Genomic DNA, 18,972 nt, shown 5'->3' on the forward strand with positions numbered 1-18,972 from the left:
AATATTCCGGATATACAAAGGCTGTATCAGCCTTCCTATATGGTGGGATAAAGATATGACCTGACAAAAACGTCAGGTCATATGCAAGAATTCATTTTACCTCGTAACACCACTTACTGAATCTTCATCAGCGATATTCTGTGATACTGTATTGATCTTTTTTACGTTCTTCTGCTGTTTCGTCATAACGATCTTTGGAACAGCTTTTACATAATAATAATATTCCTCATCTTCAAACTGTGTATTCTCCACTCTTGAATAATCCACAACTGTTTTGAAGAACTGCGCTACAACCGCAATGATCACTGCACAGATCGAACCCAGCAGAATCTCTCCAATCGAGATGCTTGCATTGAGTACAACATTTCCAACCAGGAATAAGATAATCTCAAACAGACCACCAACAATAATTGCCGCATACCATGAATATTCAACCGATAATCTGTATATCACATGCGTAATAATAAGAACAACTGCAAATACAACAATCGTAAGCAGAAGATCTTTATTATCAATCAAATGCTGGAATATATATTTATAACTTTCAAGCATATTTTCTGTATCTGTTGTCTTACTCAGTTCTGCAAGATAATTGGATGCATCTAATGAAAAATAATAGAAGACAGCACCAAAAGCTAACGGAACGATCGCGATCGGTCCTACAAACATACCTGCAAGAATCGGAAGCACATACTGCATTTTAATAATGAAAAATAATGGGGCATACATGACCACCCATGTTGCTTTCGGGAAAAACCGGATATACAGGCAATACATGATAATAAATAAAACAATAAATGATATGCCTGTTTCTTTATTGCCCGAAAAATAATTCATAAATGCAACAACTCCACCAATTGCATAAGTAAGACTTTCCGGAATAAATGCACATACAACAGCAAGAAGAAAAATAACCAGCCCGCTGGATATCGTTTCATTATGTCCGCCTGTAATATGTACAATGGACCAGAACATCAGCAATGCGAGAATGAACCGGATAGCCGGTGCTACGATCCTATCGTATTTACTGCAAAAATTCTTAATTCCATCTCTGAATGTCAAAAGTGATGCCATGTTTACTTCCTCCTCTTCTTCCCTTTGGTTTTGTCCTCTTTCTCATAGAAAGCAATCAGCTTCTTCAGATCCTGATTGTACTTTATGATATGAGGCTTTGCCTTGGTGTATCTATAGGAGTATAGAAACCATGCAAGAACCATAAATACTACGCAAACAACCGCATATACTATAAGAAGTTTATATGCCAGACCGAACAGATCTATATCTACAAGCTCCGTGATCAGTTTGCCCATATTGTAATAAATATAGGCCGCTACCACGATCACAAATAATATCGTTGTCGATACCAGGGTCTTCAGACAGTTGTATTTTACATAGTCTGATTTGAAATATCTGCCTTTTTCCAGATCTTCTTTTCCTGTAGATTGTTCGTACATGGCAAGTCTGGTCATCAATCTGACCTTTTCTTCGTTTACCATCTTGTTTTCTCCTACTTCTTTTCTTTCTACAAAAATCAGCTTTTGTTATTATAATCCATACGAAAAGAATAAGCAAGCATGCGCCGGAAAAAGTTTCTTAAATAGAATTAACGCCTTAAAAATATTTCTTGAGTTCAGCAAATACCGGTTTCAGACGATCAGCGCGAAGATCGAAGTCCATCTCCTTGTATGACCATGCCGCACGGCCGATACCATATTTTGCAAATACTTCATGGATGGCTTTATACCATAATACAGTGTTTGCCGGATCTGCGTTTTCGATCACACCATATTCACCACAATAAAGTGCTACATTTCGCTCCTTTGCAACAGCGATCGCATCGGCAAACAGGTCTTCAAAATATGCTGAATCAAGATTGCCCTTATAATCAAGGATCGACAGCGTTCCCGCAAGTTTTGCAGGCAGGTGTGCTTTTGCATATGCACAAAAATCTTCCATGCTGCCTTTGAATTCCATATGATAATCCGCCGGCATATCATCTACCCACTGTGCGCCCTGATGTGTAAAAAGAAGAGGGTCATAGCTGTGGAAATTATATATGATATGTTCATCCATCGGCATCGGAATATCTCTGACTGCCTGCACGCTGTTATGCCAGTAACCACCGATCAGAATATCAGTTGCCGGTGCATATGCACGGATACGTTCGACACACTTTGGTGCGATCTCTGCCCATACGGCACCATCTTCTTTATCTACTACCTCATTTAATAATTCAAATGCAACTTTATCTCCATATCCGCCAAAGCGCTTTGCAAATTCTTCCCATAATCTGTAGAAGCGTTCCTGAAGAGCTTCGTTTCCAAAAAATCCACTCTGTTTTTCTCCCGGATCAAAAGAATAACCGGCGGTCTTATGCAGGTCAAGAATCATATTGAAACCATATTTATGTCCGAGTTCCAGTGCACGTTTGATCCGTGCAAAACCTTCTTCCTTATACTGTCCGTCTTCTGTCTCTACCAGATTATAATCCACCGGCAGTCTGAGATGATCCAGTCCCCAGCTTGTAAGCTCTTTAAAATCATCTTCCGTAATAAAATTATTGAATCTGTCCTCGGAATAATCACACTGGGAAAACCAGCCTCCCAGATTAACACCCTTCTGATACCCTTTCCATGTCTTCATATGCATGATCTCCTTTTCATTTAGCAAATAATAAATTTGTAATTGTTATTTTCTGAATTTATGATACTATAAATGCATATGTAGGGAATATAATATATCCGATTTTTATATCGCATAGCTGACCTTCATTGTTCTGATTGTATTTTTAGAGATGGACAATCCGTTCATTTGATAAAATAATGCCTATATGCAAATATTTTTATAGCTGTATATTATATGAAAGGAGTATTTCCATGAATAAAGAATTACAGAAACTGTTATTAGCGCAGCAGGAGGAACAGTCTTATCACCTGCCGATGGAGGCAGAGTATTCATTTTACCAGCGGATCGCAAATGGGGATATGGAGCTGCTGAAGCTAAATATGAATGCAGATACCATGGAAGGCATGGGAAAGCTGTCTTCATCCCCACTGCAGAACAAAAAGTACCATCTGGTCATTCTGACTGCCATGATCACACGTTTCTGTATCGAGGCCGGGTTGGATCCGGAACAGGCCTATACTTTAAGTGATATGCATATCCGAAAAATCGACGCATGTCTGACACCGGAACAACTGAATCCGCGAAAAGGAGCTGTTGTGAAGGATTTTGTACTTGCCATGCACGAGCTTCATAACAGTCCCGGACTGTCTTATCATGTCATGCAGGCCGTCTCCTACATCAACAACCATATCACAGAACCGATCCGGGTATCGGATGTCGCCGATGCAGTGAAGCTCCACCCGGACTATATGACCCGTCTGTTCAAAAAAGATATGAACTGCAGTCTCTCACAATATATCATAAAAGAAAAATGCAGGACGGCTCGCTACATGCTGTTAAACAGCCAGGCGAGCTGTACAGAAATCAGTTCATTTCTGTATTTTGCGTCCTGCAGTCATTTTGTAAATTGTTTTAAAAAAGAATATGGTCTGACACCGAATGCCTACCGCAAACAGATGGGTGGTCTGTCAAATGAGCGAAGCGATGCGTTCTAATACAACAGCAACGCCGTCTTCATTATTTGACAGAGTCTCATTCATGGGAATACCAAGCATCACCGCAAGTGTCTGAAGTCCTGCTGCTTTAGTTGCATCTGACCGGTTAAATTCAAGGTTATCACAGCCACCATCTACAGCATGGACACCCGGCCTTGTATTCAGATATTCTCTGGTTTCATCCCAACCGATCAGAATGCCATCCTCAGAGGAAGAAAAGAGAATGGCTCCTTTCTGAACATCGCGGGATTCTTTTCTAACATATCCTGCCAGATCATCCACCAGATGCATAATAGATATCTAACGCTTCCAGATCTCTGTATTCGCTGATCTCTGTGAAATCTGCATTTGTCATACCGAGTTCTTCACCTTCATATACATAAGGAGTTCCCTGCATCATATGAAGACAGGTTCCAAGCATCTTGGCTGAGATCACACGGTATTTCTCAGAATCATTTCCGAATCTGGAAACGGCTCTTGCAAGCAGGGGTTCAAAATCTGCCATTGTTCCAAGGCTTGGATCTATATCTTTGTAATCTGCGATATCATATCCGTTATCCACCTGTGGAGATACTCATCGAAATCATCTCCCTCTGCTTCATATGTTCCTGCTCCGGCAACTGCTGTAGCTGCAGGGGCATTTGCTTTTTCAGTTCACTTGTGAAATACCAAAATGTTGCTGCAAATCCTACGATCGCAATACCGAGCACCGGTACGGAAAGGTATGCGGAAAGGACAAATCCGATCAGCACGAATGGAAGAAATTTCTTGATCGGCATGTAACGCATCAGCATACCGATACCGACAACAGGAAGGATACCTGCTGCGATGGAAAGACCATCCGTTACCCATTCCGGAATTACCTTTAAAATGAAGTTGACTACATTTGCACCAAAGATTACAACAATAAGCGTCGGAAGTGCTGTCTGTAAGGAACAGAGCAGCGGCCCGCACCATGCAAGGCGGTTCATGCTCTTCCATTTGCCTGCATTGTTATCATTCTGCATACGATGAGCAACAAAGTTGTCATCAATAAATATATATTTTGTACCAGGTCCACTTCCTATTTTTCTCAAAATATCATTCTGAATCATTTTATCTAGCAACTTACATGCACCTGCTCGTATTTTATATTCACACAGTTCCATTGCCTGTTGTGTTGAAATACTATCATGGTTTTTAAGATAATGCATTACTCGTTGCTCTTTATTCATATTGCGTATTTCATCTGCTTCTGTTGCTGCACATGGAGAAAAAGCAAAAAAAACAAGCAGAACTTGCCGGCAGAGAATCAGGTTATACACTGACTTGGAATGACAATAAAGGACGATTTATCTGTAAAAAAAACGGCTCCAAATTGAATAATGGCTGGAGTTTCGATTCATCGAAAAGAATCGCCTATTGCACCGGAAAAAATGGTTATTTGTATGCCAAAATCAAAGACGGCAAATACTACACATATACTGCTAACAATAAAAAACCATCTTCAAAAGTATTCAAAAACAAGAAAAATACCATCATTCGGCTACATAAGAAAAATTTCTATGTAGGGGCTAACGGTCTTATTAACCTAAACAAAGGCTGGAAATTAAATAATAACGGATTATATACTTACTATGTTAAAAAAAACGGTACTGTTTCTGTAAAAATAACAAATGGTAAATTTAGAGTCTGGAACGGAAATAACACTAGATGGGATAAGAAAGATTTAAAGAAATATAAGGGAAAAATTTATACCTATAATGAAAAATCTTTTTTCGTGAATACGAACGGAAACATTTCAAGAGCAATGGGTTGGCAGGGGTCTTATTTCATCGACAATGATGGATGTGTAAAGTATTATGATGACGGAAGCACTTCTTACCGGATCACAAAAAATGGTGACATCAAGGCGTTGAAAGATGGCTGGAACGATGATGTTTATGTAAAAAATGGAAAGATACAGCGGTCAACAATCGTTAAATCAAGTGGCTGCAATTATTTTGTAGATAAAAATGGTAGCAGACAGGATTTTAAAGTGAAGAATAATCAGATTGTAAGGCCCGATAATAGTATGGCGGTTTCATCCGGGATCTATGCTGCAGCCGGAAAAAAATATCCGGTTGATAACAAGGGGAAGATCCAGAAAAACAGCACTGTGTTTATCAAGAATAAGGCTTATGAAACTGTGAGTGACGGATCTTTGTCTAAACAGCCGGCGAATCATGTTCATTTATGGAAGGCGGGTTCTGTAACAGAACAGATTGACCATAAAGCCAAGACAAAGGAAGTTCAGATCCCGGTCAAAGAGTGGGACGAAGAAGTGTGGTCAGAGGATATAAAACACGTTTGTTTAAATTGTGTATGGAATAAAAAGCCTAAACAGGGCGAAAGCTGGGTTGACATTAATGGAGATGGAAAGTGGACAGCGAGGAAAGAAGGACAAATATATTTTAAAGACTTCTGTTATGATAGCGCCTCTGATCTAGAGGCTCATCAAAGAGGAACAACCCATGGACAGGCAGCATATGCCAAGGTCCTCCTTGATACCATCCATCATCCAACCGCAGACGAACCAAAGTATGAAACTACGACCGTTATAACCGAACAAGCCCGGTCTGAATATTATCAGGATTATACCTGTCGGGTTTGTGGAGAAAAAAATGAGCGTTTCTGCTAATATGGCTTATCCTGCTAGTATATATAATGGAAAACAGATAACAAGCGAACAATCATTATCAAAATACGGATTTTGTTATCTTGGAGAAGAAAGTAAATCAGACAACATCCTTCTCCCAGATACTTACCTGCAGTTACTCAAAGACCATAATATTCAATGAGTTACTAGATAAGATATGGTAAAGAAATATGGATCAGGAGATTGGGTTCATTGACATTACTATCTGGATATTTTATAATAAATATGTTAATAAATTCATTTGATCCTATTATAGGATGGGCGGAGAGTATATCTTTCCGCCTTTTTTTTACCAAAGTTAAAGCCCGAATCAAATACCGTAATCTTTTGGTTTTCAATATCCCGTAAATGGGGAAAGTGAGATAGGGAGAAAATTGGAGTAAAAAATCATTATTTATAATATTAAATGATTAATAATAGCGCATTGTGTCAAGTATAAGTATACTCCCTACAAACCAACGCATAGACACATAAATTTATATATTTCTTAACCAGCAACGAATTGACAGTCCAAAATACAAATGTTTATAATAAAGTATGTCCTTTGAATACCACCCTGGTACGCATTCCTCGCGACCGGGGTGTTGTTATTTTATTAACGACGCGGACTGCGGCTGCGATCAGCTTCTTATAGCCGCCGCTTAAAAATTCGGTTGGCACTTTACCGAAAACCATAAGTAAAATTTTGAGATTTTATCAAAAATACTTACCGGAAAAATATTTACAGATTGTCTTTATAAGCATCCACTTACCAAAAGTTACATCAAACCATACAAGTTATTACATCAACGGTTTTTAAACCATTATTTCTGGTATGGTGGTTTTGTCGACAAATCAGGTACCGGAAATTAAGAGGAATTTTTATGTATAACAAGGACAATACTACCATTTCACAAAACTCAAGCACCAAACATTCCGCATTCAATATTTGTCAGCTTTTTCCACAACGAACGGAAGATGAATGCCTTGCAGAATTAAAACAATACCCAAAACTTTATTGGACATATAAGAACTGGCCTGATGACTGGAAAAAACGTTTTATGGAATTTATGGAAGGCAAAAAAAGTCTGCCACTAACCTATGATCCATTTTTCAAAAAAATCTTCAACCCAGATATATACCCGGAACGATTATCACGACTGATCAGCAGTATTATCGGCACAAATGTAACTGTTAAATATATTATGTCAAATGAAGACAGCATGCTTCCATCAACATCTCTCCTACTTCTGGATATTATCGTCCAGTTAGAAGACGGTTCTATCGCAAATGTAGAAATACAAAAAAATCCATACACATTTCCCGGTGAGCGAATGTCATGCTATTCCGCAGATCTACTACTTCGCCAATATACACGCGTAAAAAGCAACCTTGGGAAAGATTTCACATATAAGGATATGAGAACTGTTTATACAATTGTTATGTATGAAAAGAGTCCAAACGAATGTCTGAAAGACCGTTTTGCAAATATCTATCTGCATCATGGAAGAACCATTTTTAATACTGGTGTAAATCTGAGTCTTTTACAGGAATACTATGTCGTTAACCTTGACGTATTTAAAAATAGCAAGTATGCTAAAGATATCAACGATCTAAATGCATGGTTGTCTCTGCTAACCGCTGACTCTACAGACAACCTTGCCACACTGATATCCAACTATCCATGGATGGAATCTATATGCCAGGATATATCTGAATATCTGTATCGCCCTGAGGAGGTTATTAGTATGTTTTCAAAAGCATTAAAAAAGATGGATGAAAATACTGTTAATTTTATGATCGAACAGATGAAGAAAGCGTTGGAAGAAAAAGATGCCACAATATCTGAGAAGGATGCTGAAATTGCTGCATTACAGGCTAAACTTGCTGCGTTAGAACACTAACGCACGGTTCTTTAGCATAATTATTTTCCAACAATGTGATCATATAAAATAAAGTAATTTCGTTACAACGGATACTATAAAAAAGGGCTGCCGCACTAAGTGATTGGTGCGACAGCCCTTTTTTTCGGTGTCATTGCTCATAATAACATATACACAATCGTACTGCCTATGATGCTGACAAATGTATTCTTTTTCCACACATGAAGGGCGACACAAACTGCGGCTGCGATCAACTTCTTATAGCCGCCGCTTAAGAATTCGGTCGGTACTTCCTTCAGGCAGTATACGATCAGCACAGCCATGATGGCTGCCGGAAGGATTCGTCCGAGATACCGGATTTTTTCGGGGATTTGTTTTCTCTTTCCAAGAATGGTAAATGGGAGCGCTCGCATAAACAAAGTCGCCGCTGCAGACACAAGGATACAGATCAATACATATCGATCATTCATGGGCTTCCACCTTTCTTTCACAGATCAGCAACAGACCTGATACCAGAATCAAAGTTGGGAGAAGGAAATAATCTTTTCCTATTAACAGAAGCAACAGCACACCTCCGATAAACCCGGCAAGTGCCGGCAAATGCACTTTCACACTTCTCCATTGATCGATCGCGATCGTAATAAATAACGCTGTCATACAAAAATCGATCCCCTCTAATTTCACCGGAAGGATCTGACCGAGTATGCCGCCAAGCACAGCGCCCACCATCCAGGATATACGACTGAATAATGCCACATAAAACATAATATCAAATCTGCGCTTCCGGTCATTTTCCTTCTCTGCGTTACGATCTCTTATCACCTCAGAAGACAGCATGGAACAATTGACGGCATATGTCTCATCCGTCATTGTGTGAACCATATATGGATAACGCTTACCCATTTTCTTGAAATCTTCAACAAATGTCAGTCCGTAAAAGAACTGTCTGCTGTTCATGAACAATGCAGTCAGTGCGATCGTGAGGATCGATGCACCGCTACTTAAGAATGTTACCAGCACAAACTGAAATGCGCCGGTATATACCGTCAGGCTGGTAAACAACGACCAGAACCAGGAAAGTCCTGCTTCCTGCATCGTAAGTCCGTATGCCATACTGACAAAGAGATAACTTCCTGTGATCGGCAGAGCCTTCACAAATGCCTGTTTTAATACTTCTTTTCTGTCTACAGTCTCCCCAATCATAATTTTTCTCTGTACTCCTAACTCACATTACAATATCTCTGAAATCTTTTCCAGTACCGCTTCTGCCAGCGCCTTGTGTCCTTCTTCATCCATGTGCTCCTGATCCCGTTCCGATGGTACGGCATAATCAGAAGCCGCCAGATAATAAAGTTCCTCTTCTTCTGCGATCTGCCGGTAAATCTCCGGCAGCTCTTTGGACACTTGTACAGAATTTTTTCCAAATTCCGGATCAAATCCATCCCAGACCTTCTCGCCCAGTGCGATCGGTGACATCAGAAGGATCTTCGCTGATGGCGCACCATCCCGGATCTGTCGCACAAGTTTACGGATACCTAAGCCGATACTGCCTGCCGTTGCACCATAAAATGTCTTACAATCATTTGTTCCAAGCATTAAAATGATCAGATCTTCCGGCTTATGGGTTTCTAATATGATTGGAAGGAGTTCACTGCCACGTCTGCCCGGACGAAGCGGATCGTCAAATACTGTGGTTCTGCCACACAGACCTTCCTCCTGTACAATATATCCCTTTTCCATCAGTCCGGTTCCTACGATTCCCGTCCATCTGGTATCCCAGTCATAGCGTTCCGCCGTTCCCGGCACATAACCATATGTGTTTGAATCACCAAAGCATAATACCTGTCGCATGGCATTTCCTCCTTCTTATATTTTACTAATGCCGTAACGTAATATCATCATGTTTGAACACTTTCGGCATTACCAATCAGAGGACGCTTCCGCTCGTTTCGTCCTGCAACGGTACTAAGCTGCCGCTTACAGCGCCACCTAAGGACCGGCGGACTCAAATGCCTCTGTCTTGGTAATCCGAAGTGTTCAAACTTAATACAATTTTTGTTTCTGCGCATCATTATCTTACTATTCCTATTCGGAATGTATGAATTATATAACAAATTCCAACTAAAATACAATACATAAATATTAGAATTCGTTATAACTTTCTCTTATAGCAAACCTAGTCATGCTATAATCAATACGCTATCCACCATTTACCGCCTGCCTAAAAATAGCAAAAAACTCTACTGCTTCCTAGGGCTGGGTATTATGCTTATTATAAAATAATATTGCGAGATTTCGTTGTTGCCGGATCAGAGTAAGCTACACTAACCTCAAACTACGCTAACGCTCGTCTTCACTAAGTGCTCCGCTCAACCGAACGCGAGTTAGCACAGGAGTATTTACGAATCAGGCATATGCAGTGAACAGAAATCGCAGCACGTTATTTTATAATAAGAGCAACCACCAGAGACAGATAACAGTAGAGTTTTTACTATTTATCACTCCAATTCAAATGCTCCGGTATAAAGCTGGTAATAGGTTCCTTTCTTTGCGATCAGATCCTCATGTGTACCACGTTCAATGACTGCGCCATGATCCAGTACCATGATAACATCCGAATTCTTAACTGTAGACAAACGATGTGCAATGACAAATACGGTTCTGCCTTCCATCAGCCGGTCCATTCCCTGCTGAACCATCGCCTCCGTTCTTGTATCGATCGAGGAGGTTGCTTCATCCAATATCATAACCGGCGGATTGGATACGGCTGCTCTTGCGATCGAGATCAACTGCCGCTGTCCCTGTGACAATCCGCTTCCATCTCCGGCAAGCACCGTGTCATAACCATTTGGCAGCATCATAATGAAATTATGCGCATTCGCAAGCTTGGCGGCTGCAATACATTCCTCATCCGTGGCATTTGGATTTCCATATTTCAGGTTCTCCATAACCGTTCCGGTAAACAGATTGACCTCCTGTAATACAATACCGAGAGATGCCCGCAGATCCTTCTTGCGGATCTTATTAATATTGATTCCGTCATACCGGATCTTACCATCGTCTATATCATAGAAACGATTGATCAGATTGGTGATCGTCGTTTTTCCTGCTCCGGTCGCACCTACAAATGCGATCTTCTGACCCGGTTTCGCATAGAGCGTCACATCACGCAGGATCTGTTTGTCCGGATTGTAGCTGAAATCCACATGATCCAGAACGATATCGCCCTCTAATCTCTGGTAAGTAAGACTGCCATCCTCATGTGGATGCTTCCATGCCCAGATTCCGGTTCGTTCTTTCACTTCCACCAGCTCACCATTTTTCTCTTTGACATTTGCAAGTGTTACATAACCATTATCCACTTCCGGTTCTTCATCGATCAGCTTAAAGATACGTTCCGCGCCTGCAAGTGCCGTTACGATCGCATTAAACTGATTCGAAAGCTGTGAGATCGGATTGGTAAAGTTCTTCGACAACGTAAGGAAGGATGCGATCATACCAAGAGTGGCTGTATTCGTTCCGACCAGCGTCAGATTCGTTGCACCGGAGATCGCAAGCCATGCTCCAACAACCGCTACAACTACATACTGCACATAACCAAATGCATTCATCATCGGCATCATTCCGCTTGCATAACCATTTGCACTGGCTGCTGCCTGCTGCCATTCCTGATTCTTTTTCTGGAAATCTTCTCTGGCTTTCTCTTCGTGGCAGAATACCTTAACAACCTTCTGGCCATTGACCATTTCCTCGATATAACCATCTAATGCACCAAGTGTCTGCTGCTGTTTTATAAAATAAAATCCACTCTTGCCACCGATGACCTTCACCAGCTTCATGATAAAGAACAGCATCACGACAACGATCAGTGTCAGATAAATGCTCTGATATAACATACAGCAGAATACCGCAACAACCGTACATATCGATGAGATCATCTGTGAAAGGGACTGTGCGATCATCTGGCGGAGCGTATCAGTATCGTTGGTATAGCAGCTCATGATATCTCCGTGTGTATGCGTATCAAAATAACGGATTGGCAGGCTCTGCATCTTCTCGAACATCTCATCTCGTATGGTTTTCAGAGTTCCCTGTGCGATCCCTACCATCAGGTAGTTATAAAACCATGTAGAAAATACACCGATCAGGTAAATAACGCCGACCATACAAAGTGCCTTGATCAGCCCGGTATAGACCGGATGATCCATTGCAAGGATCGGGGTGATATAATCATCGATCAGTATCTCGATAAACATTGCCGACGCTACACTTGCAAGTGCACTTAAGATAATACAGATAAATACAACAACCAGCGTCTTCTTATATGCTCCGATATAGGACAGCAGCCGTTTGGCTGTATTTTTATTGACCCTGCTGCCCTGCTCTCTGTCGGGTGCGTCCATCTGTTTCTTCTGTTTACTCATCCTGACCGCCTCCCTTCTGCTGTGATTCATATACTTCTCTGTAGATCGGACTCTTTACGATCAATTCTTCATGCGTACCTACATCCATGATCTTACCATCATCCAATACCACGATCTTATCTGCGTGCTGAACAGAGGAAATTCTCTGCGCAATGATGATCTTGGTCGTGTCCGGCAGGTATTCGGCAAATGCTTTCTGGATCATCGCATCGGTCTTTGTATCAACCGCACTGGTCGAATCATCGAGGATCAATATCTTCGGTTTCTTAAGAAGTGCCCGCGCAATACAAAGACGCTGCTTCTGTCCACCGGAGACATTTGTTCCACCCTGTTCAATGTAGGTATCATATCCATCCGGCATCGCCTCAACGAATTCATCCGCGCAGGCAAGACGGCAGGCTTCTTTTACTTCTTCATCCGTCGCCTGTTCATTTCCCCAGCGGAGGTTCTCTTTTATTGTCCCTGAAAACAGTTCATTCTTCTGAAGAACCATTGCAACTGCATCACGAAGCACCTGCAGGTCATATTTGCGGACATCCACGCCACCGACCATAAGTGTTCCGCCTGTCACATCATACAGACGAGGGATCAACTGGACAAAGGAAGACTTCGATGAACCGGTTCCACCGATAATACCAACGGTCTCACCGGATCGGATCTTAAGATCTGCTCCGTCAATAACTTTCTTATCTGCCCGTTTGCTGTAAGAGAAATCCACATGATCATACACGATCGAACCATCTGCAACAGTCTGAACCGGGTTCTCCGGATTCTGTATCGTAGTTGTCTCCTCAAGCACCTCAACGATACGTTCCGTTGAAGATCTGGATATCATGATCATGACAAATACCATTGATAACATCATAAGTGCCATCAATATCTGCATCGCATATGTGATAAGTGCAGTCAACTTACCGGTCGTAAGTCCAAGTGCTTCATTATTTCCGCTTGCCACAATGGCTTTTGCACCGATCCATGAAATTGCGATCATACATCCATACATGAAGAACTGCATCAAAGGAGAGTTAAATGCCAGGATTCTTTCTGCCTTTACAAAATCCTTATAGATATCACCTGATGCATGTTTGAATTTGCCGATCTCGGCTTCCTGCGAATTAAAGGATTTGACAACCCGCATTCCCTTTACATTTTCCTGAACGATATTATTTAAACCGTCATATTTGTGGAATACCCGTTCGAAGATCGGGTGCACCTTGGTTGCTATAAATATCAGACCGAATCCCATAAACGGAATAACGATCAGGAATATCCATGCCAGCTTTGCATTGATCGTAAAGGAAACGATCACGGAAAAGATCAGCATGATCGGTCCTCTGACTGCAATACGAATGATCATCTGATATGCGTTCTGAATATTCGTTACGTCTGTGGTCAGTCTTGTTACGATAGATGAAGTGGAAAACTTATCTATGTTAGAAAATGAAAATGTCTGGACATTATCATAGATATCCTGTCGCAGATTTGCGGAAAATCCTGCTGACGCTTTCGCACCGAGAACTGCTGCAAGCACACCTGTTAAAAGCTGTAAGGCTGCAAGCACAATCAGCCATGTTCCATCCTTTACGACAATACTCATCTTTCCACCTTCGATACCAAAATCCAACAGATCAGACATACAAAGTGGAATTAAAATCTCAAATACTACTTCAATTACTGCACAGAATATCGTAAGCAGTGTCGGCTTCTTATATTCCCGCAAACTTTTTAATAATTTTCTGATCATACGTCCTCCTTCTTTCTTTATCTGATATTTTCATATAATTTTTCAAGCAGCTTTTTCGCCTGCGCCACCTCATTCTCTGAAAAAGAATGAAGCAGTCTCTGTTCCGCAGCTCTCCTGCCTTCATACATTTTATTGAGCAGTTTTTCAGCTTCACAGGTGCTGCATACCATCTTATTTCGTTTGTTATTCTCATCCAGATGACAGTTCAGATAACCTTTCTTTTCCAGACGGTTCACGATGCCGACAACTGTCGGATGCGCTACATCCAGAAATACCTCGATCTCCTTCTGTGTCACCATTCCACCATTCCAGTACACATATTCAATCACTCTTGCCTGTGAACTGGTCAGATCCACGTCACATAAATATGCGTCAAATCCGGCCTTCAGCTTATCATTGATCCGCTTAATATAATAACCGATGTCCTTCTCCGGACCACACGGCAGCTTTCGATCTGCATCCATATCCTTTTCCTGTTCCATTACGGTTCCTTTCTTTTATTTACAGCTATGTATAATTCCCGGAAAATGCTCTTACATTTAATGTTATATAGCTTGCATATCTTATACATACTATACATCTTTTTTCATGTGTAGCACGCTACATTTTAGTTCAAAAAAAAGAATGTGTCAACACCACTTCCTGTATTTTATATTAAAAAACATAAAATCTTTCTCTTATAGTCAATTATCTAATTATACAAAAAACTCTACAGCACTCGGTCACGGGGATGGTGCTTGTTATAAAATAACATTGCGAGATTTCGTTGTGAACTGCACATTGCCAGTAAATACGAGTGCTTGTCTGAGCCAAAGGCGAGTTAGCACAGGAGTATTTACGAATAGGGCAATGTCCAGAGAACAGAAATCGCAGCACGTTATTTATAACAAGCGCCATCCCCGTGACCGAATGCTGTAGAGTTTCAGAATTCTTTTCTATGAATCACACATCCGGTATCCGACCCCTAATTCATTCGTTATGTAATTCTCCTTACCGGGAACTGCACCGAACTTCTTTCGGATATTCGCCATATTTACCTGCAGCTTCTTCCGGCTTCCCGAATCATTATATCCCCAGATCTCGTTGATGATAAAACTGTAGGTCAGCATCTTACCTGCATGCTCGGATAACAACGCTACAATATTATATTCTGTCTGTGTCAGCTTCACTTCATTTCCGGCGATCGTAACCAGTCTTGCATCATAATTGATAACCAGCTCTCCAACCTCGAATCTTCCTCCCGGCCGCAATCCATCCTCTGCCCGATGCGTAGCGATACGGAGTGCTGAACGTACCCTTGCTACCAGTTCATTTGAACTGAATGGCTTGGTTACATAATCATTTGCGCCCTCATTGAGTGCCTCTACTTTATCCCTCTCATCAGAACGTGCCGATAAAACGATGATCGGTGTAAATGATGATTGCCGCACTTCCCTTAAAAATGTCATTCCATCCCGATCCGGCAATCCCAGATCCAGAATGACCAGATCAGGACGATGGGATGCAAACATCATCTGTCCCCCACGACAGGAATATGCGGAAACAGCCTGATATCCATTTGCTTCCATCAGCGCACTGATCAGATTATTAATATGTTCTTCGTCTTCAATTATCAATATCTTATATCTGTTATTAATCATTCTCTGTTTCCTCCATATCCAGTGTAAACCGCACAACAGCACCGCCATCCTGCAGATTCTCCGCAGAGATCTCACCACCATGTGCTTTTACGATCGTGGTACATACCGCCAACCCGATCCCTGCATTTTTCTTACTGCTGTCAAGTCCTGATTCACCATAAACCAGTTTCCCTGCAAATATATCCTTTACCTTATCAACCGGAATACCACATCCGTTGTCCCGGATCTCAAATACTGCAAAATGCCCACTCGTATATACACGAAGCCCAAGCTTATTCATGCCCTCTGCATGCTGAACTGCATTTTCTAACAGATTCAGGATCAACTGCTCGACTAAGATCGCATCCATCGGAATCATGATCAGTTCATCCGGAATGTCAATCTCAACATTCTGACCTTCATACCGTTTATTGAACTTAACCAGGACAGAATCTAACAGCTCATCCAGCGCAATCGGAATCTTAATGATCTTAACATTTTTTCCATCCAGTCTGGTAATCGATAACATGTTCTCAACCATTCGCGACAGCCATTGTGCATCCTGTTTGATTCCACGAAGCATACTTTTCTTCTGCTCCTCCGTAAATTCATTCTTGTCATCCAACATTGCAGAGCTTGCACCATAAATCGTTGTAAGCGGCGTCCGAAAATCATGGGATACGGATCGGAGCAGATTTGCCCGCATCTTCTCCTGCTCACTCTCTGCCTTTAACTGTTCCTGACTCTTCAACTTATTCGTAAATCCGCAGGTAATAACTGCAATAGCTATCATGATAACGGCAGAGATCATATTTTCCGGGATCGTAAAATTAATCTTAAAATACGGAAATGTAAATGCATAATTTACCGCCAGAATGCTGATGACAGATGCGACCGCACCATATAAGAAACCATCTGTGATAACGGATACCAGAAATACATCCAACAGAAAAATAGAGGGTATCAAAGTCTGATTTCCCCACTCCTTCTGCATAAACAGGGACAACAAAAATCCACATACCAATATCGCTGCTGTAATTAAAAAATTCTTTGTAAAATTCAGGAATCTGTTCATCATTTTCTCCGCTGTATCTTTTTGTAATCTGTTATAACAATCGTATCCATTTCAATCAATTCTGACAATCATTATTATATATTCATATTCTAAACTGTCACAACGTATATTGTAGCACGTTTTATGGTTAAGACATGGTAAAAGGCTAAAAAAAGAAGACCTGATACCTGCGTTTCTCGGTACAACTATCAGATCTTCCTTCATCCGTTCCAATGTATGCTTTTCATATTTTGCAACCATAATCTACTGCACTCATTCTGAGTTTCCACAATCTTGCAGCAAGGAGAGCTGATTGGGCTGAAAAATATATATCCTCTCTGACATAAATGCATATATTATGAACTTTCCCACTCAATAATATATCGGTTTTCGATATATCTATGAAGTTATTATATCAAAACATTTATCAGATACAATAAACCTGTCGTAATCTGCAATGTTTCCGTCGTAATCGACATATTTCTACAAATTCCGGATACGGTTCTCTGCTTATGCAGTCAGATACAGATGAGATTCTTTCCTGTTATTCCACTGGAATCCCTCATGCCGCTCCATAATAAACTGAATGATCTGCTTATTATTCCGTATCTCCTTTCTGTTGTCTGAATTCATCTCAATGCCCTTCATACGAAGTCCGATACCCTTAAGCACAACCTGAATATTTCCATCTGAGGATTCCGATGGTGCGATCTGAATCCGGAGTGTCCGGGGCAGTGACTCTGATACGGAATCCTGCTTATTCTCTCCCTGATCTTCATTCAACAAAATAACATTATGTACCATCCGCTCGATCAGATATCCCATGTCCAATTCTACATTTGTATCAGTCTGAATTTCTTCTGCTGCAACTTCCGGATGAATACCTACACCCTCACAGGCAGATGTAACATTATTTAATACCAGATTCAGGATTGAAAGATTTGTGTATTTTATGTACTCTTTCTGTTTTCCCGGTTTCAGATCTTCCTGTAACTGTCTGATCTGCTCCTGTTCCTTCCGGACATCTCCTGCCAGATCAAGTATATGCACATAATTATACAGATCATGCTTGATATCCCGCAGCCTGTTGTAATCCGCCAGAAGCTTCTCATAATCCTCTTTCTGCTGCTTCATCTTTGCTTCCAGAAAACGTATCATTTTTCTTTGATAGCTATTATATACGATCGTATACAGATGATAAGTAGCTATAAAAGCAGATGCCCAGATTCCCAGTGCTATAAACTGTGACATCAGATTAACCTCTTTTACCATAGTCACAAAATACACAACCAACATCATATATCCGGTTCCAACAGCCAGAATCCACACCATGCTTCTGACAAATGATTGTCTCCGGAACTTCCTGTATGGCATATATTTCCGCATAAACCAGACTTCAATGATCGTTCCTATGCCCTCACGCAAGGCTTCTACTCCAAGCCAGACAAGCAATGCTTTTGCACTGTATAATACCGGTGTATCATTATATGCATATCCAAACAGTTCCTCGATCACTGCTGACATCGTCACCGTAACAAGATCAAATGTCATAATACCCACCATAAATGATACCAAATTTATAACCATGCACTCTTTACGGTATAATACAACGCCTACAAGCATCATCACAAATCCCAAAATATAAATGATGGCACGAAGCCATGCAGGTGCATCTAGCTGTATACTTGTATTTATTAAAACGCGGAGGAAAAACATATTTAAAATATTCAAGCCCAGATAGATCCGGTCTCTTCTTCCACGATCCATTCCCATATAAGCACCCAGATAAATATTAAATTGTAATGCCGTGATCAGGGCTGCTCCGAGCACCTGCAGGAATGTCCATATGTTCATTTCTATCTTCTCTCTTTCTTTATACCGTCATCAATATGCGTATATATATTTTGACATTTTTCTTGTTTTATGGCAACCTTTTTATTATAATATTACCAGTTAAGCAAAATGTTTTCTA

Annotated in this window: 17 protein-coding genes and 1 pseudogene; 3 read left to right on the forward strand and 15 right to left on the reverse strand. The window is 40.9% G+C overall.

Features of this window, described 5'->3' with window-relative positions; translation table 11 throughout:
* Positions 1 to 96: 96 nt before the first annotated feature.
* The 3 genes from DWY07_RS10230 to DWY07_RS10240 all read right to left on the reverse strand — a co-directional run bounded on the left by DWY07_RS10230 (position 97) and on the right by DWY07_RS10240 (position 2,643).
* Positions 97 to 1,074, reverse strand: coding sequence for a hypothetical protein (locus DWY07_RS10230; RefSeq protein WP_117808842.1), 978 nt, complete (start codon positions 1,072 to 1,074; stop codon positions 97 to 99).
* A gap of 2 nt (positions 1,075 to 1,076) precedes the next feature.
* Entirely contained in the window at positions 1,077 to 1,496 is a 420-nt protein-coding gene (locus DWY07_RS10235) for a hypothetical protein (protein WP_117808841.1), read from the reverse strand.
* A gap of 115 nt (positions 1,497 to 1,611) precedes the next feature.
* Positions 1,612 to 2,643, reverse strand: a complete 1,032-nt coding sequence (locus tag DWY07_RS10240; protein ID WP_226801031.1) for a cellulase family glycosylhydrolase — start codon at positions 2,641 to 2,643, stop codon at positions 1,612 to 1,614.
* Positions 2,644 to 2,876: 233 nt separating this feature from the next.
* On the opposite strand from DWY07_RS10240, the gene DWY07_RS10245 reads away from it, so the two are divergent.
* Positions 2,877 to 3,620, forward strand: a complete 744-nt coding sequence (locus DWY07_RS10245; protein WP_181983909.1) for an AraC family transcriptional regulator — start codon at positions 2,877 to 2,879, stop codon at positions 3,618 to 3,620.
* Here DWY07_RS10245 and DWY07_RS10250 read toward each other — a convergent pair.
* The 3 genes and pseudogenes from DWY07_RS10250 to DWY07_RS10260 all read right to left on the reverse strand — a co-directional run bounded on the left by DWY07_RS10250 (position 3,594) and on the right by DWY07_RS10260 (position 4,726).
* Entirely contained in the window at positions 3,594 to 3,911 is a 318-nt protein-coding gene (locus DWY07_RS10250; protein WP_117822987.1) for a hypothetical protein, read from the reverse strand. The two genes, DWY07_RS10245 and DWY07_RS10250, sit on opposite strands and share 27 nt — an antisense overlap.
* 1 nt (position 3,912) lies before the next feature.
* Positions 3,913 to 4,098, reverse strand: a pseudogene (locus DWY07_RS13445) (alpha-amylase family glycosyl hydrolase); the annotation flags it as partial.
* Between the two features lie 76 nt (positions 4,099 to 4,174).
* Complete coding sequence (locus DWY07_RS10260) at positions 4,175 to 4,726, reverse strand: PTS sugar transporter subunit IIC (RefSeq protein WP_242997337.1); 552 nt, start codon at positions 4,724 to 4,726, stop codon at positions 4,175 to 4,177.
* Between the two features lie 251 nt (positions 4,727 to 4,977).
* On the opposite strand from DWY07_RS10260, the gene DWY07_RS13110 reads away from it, so the two are divergent.
* On the forward strand, positions 4,978 to 6,279 hold the full coding sequence (locus tag DWY07_RS13110) for a hypothetical protein (RefSeq protein ID WP_181983911.1): 1,302 nt from the start codon (positions 4,978 to 4,980) through the stop codon (positions 6,277 to 6,279).
* A gap of 881 nt (positions 6,280 to 7,160) precedes the next feature.
* A complete protein-coding gene (locus DWY07_RS10270; RefSeq protein ID WP_117822991.1) occupies positions 7,161 to 8,180 on the forward strand; it encodes a PD-(D/E)XK nuclease family transposase in 1,020 nt (339 codons plus the stop codon).
* 137 nt (positions 8,181 to 8,317) lie between these two features.
* Here the strand turns inward: DWY07_RS10270 and DWY07_RS10275 are convergent, their stop codons facing one another.
* The 9 genes from DWY07_RS10275 to DWY07_RS10315 all read right to left on the reverse strand — a co-directional run bounded on the left by DWY07_RS10275 (position 8,318) and on the right by DWY07_RS10315 (position 18,854).
* Positions 8,318 to 8,629 (reverse strand): AzlD domain-containing protein, encoded by a 312-nt coding sequence (locus DWY07_RS10275; RefSeq protein WP_021943205.1) that lies wholly within the window; start codon positions 8,627 to 8,629, stop codon positions 8,318 to 8,320.
* Complete coding sequence (locus DWY07_RS10280) at positions 8,622 to 9,362, reverse strand: AzlC family ABC transporter permease (RefSeq protein ID WP_117822993.1); 741 nt, start codon at positions 9,360 to 9,362, stop codon at positions 8,622 to 8,624. The genes DWY07_RS10275 and DWY07_RS10280 overlap by 8 nt, the downstream gene beginning before the upstream one ends.
* Positions 9,363 to 9,389: 27 nt before the next feature.
* Positions 9,390 to 10,010, reverse strand: coding sequence for a GDSL-type esterase/lipase family protein (locus DWY07_RS10285; protein WP_117822995.1), 621 nt, complete (start codon positions 10,008 to 10,010; stop codon positions 9,390 to 9,392).
* 647 nt (positions 10,011 to 10,657) lie between these two features.
* A complete protein-coding gene (locus DWY07_RS10290) occupies positions 10,658 to 12,562 on the reverse strand; it encodes an ABC transporter ATP-binding protein (RefSeq protein ID WP_117785376.1) in 1,905 nt (634 codons plus the stop codon).
* Positions 12,563 to 12,575: 13 nt separating this feature from the next.
* A complete protein-coding gene (locus DWY07_RS10295) occupies positions 12,576 to 14,327 on the reverse strand; it encodes an ABC transporter ATP-binding protein (RefSeq protein WP_117822997.1) in 1,752 nt (583 codons plus the stop codon).
* A gap of 17 nt (positions 14,328 to 14,344) precedes the next feature.
* The gene (locus tag DWY07_RS10300; protein WP_008402340.1) at positions 14,345 to 14,809 is read right to left on the reverse strand and encodes a MarR family transcriptional regulator; all 465 of its coding nucleotides are present in this window, start codon (positions 14,807 to 14,809) and stop codon (positions 14,345 to 14,347) included.
* Positions 14,810 to 15,262: 453 nt separating this feature from the next.
* Positions 15,263 to 15,967 carry a response regulator transcription factor gene (locus DWY07_RS10305; RefSeq protein WP_008402338.1) on the reverse strand — a complete coding sequence of 235 codons (705 nt, stop codon included), beginning with the start codon at positions 15,965 to 15,967 and terminating at the stop codon, positions 15,263 to 15,265.
* Entirely contained in the window at positions 15,960 to 17,024 is a 1,065-nt protein-coding gene (locus DWY07_RS10310; RefSeq protein WP_117785262.1) for a DUF4118 domain-containing protein, read from the reverse strand. Before DWY07_RS10310 ends, DWY07_RS10305 begins: the two co-directional genes overlap by 8 nt.
* Positions 17,025 to 17,510: 486 nt before the next feature.
* Positions 17,511 to 18,854 (reverse strand): hypothetical protein, encoded by a 1,344-nt coding sequence (locus DWY07_RS10315; protein WP_117822999.1) that lies wholly within the window; start codon positions 18,852 to 18,854, stop codon positions 17,511 to 17,513.
* Positions 18,855 to 18,972: the final 118 nt, after the last annotated feature.

Source organism: Clostridium sp. AF23-6LB (assembly GCF_003461085.1).
Classification (GTDB): domain Bacteria; phylum Bacillota; class Clostridia; order Lachnospirales; family Lachnospiraceae; genus Coprococcus; species Coprococcus ammoniilyticus.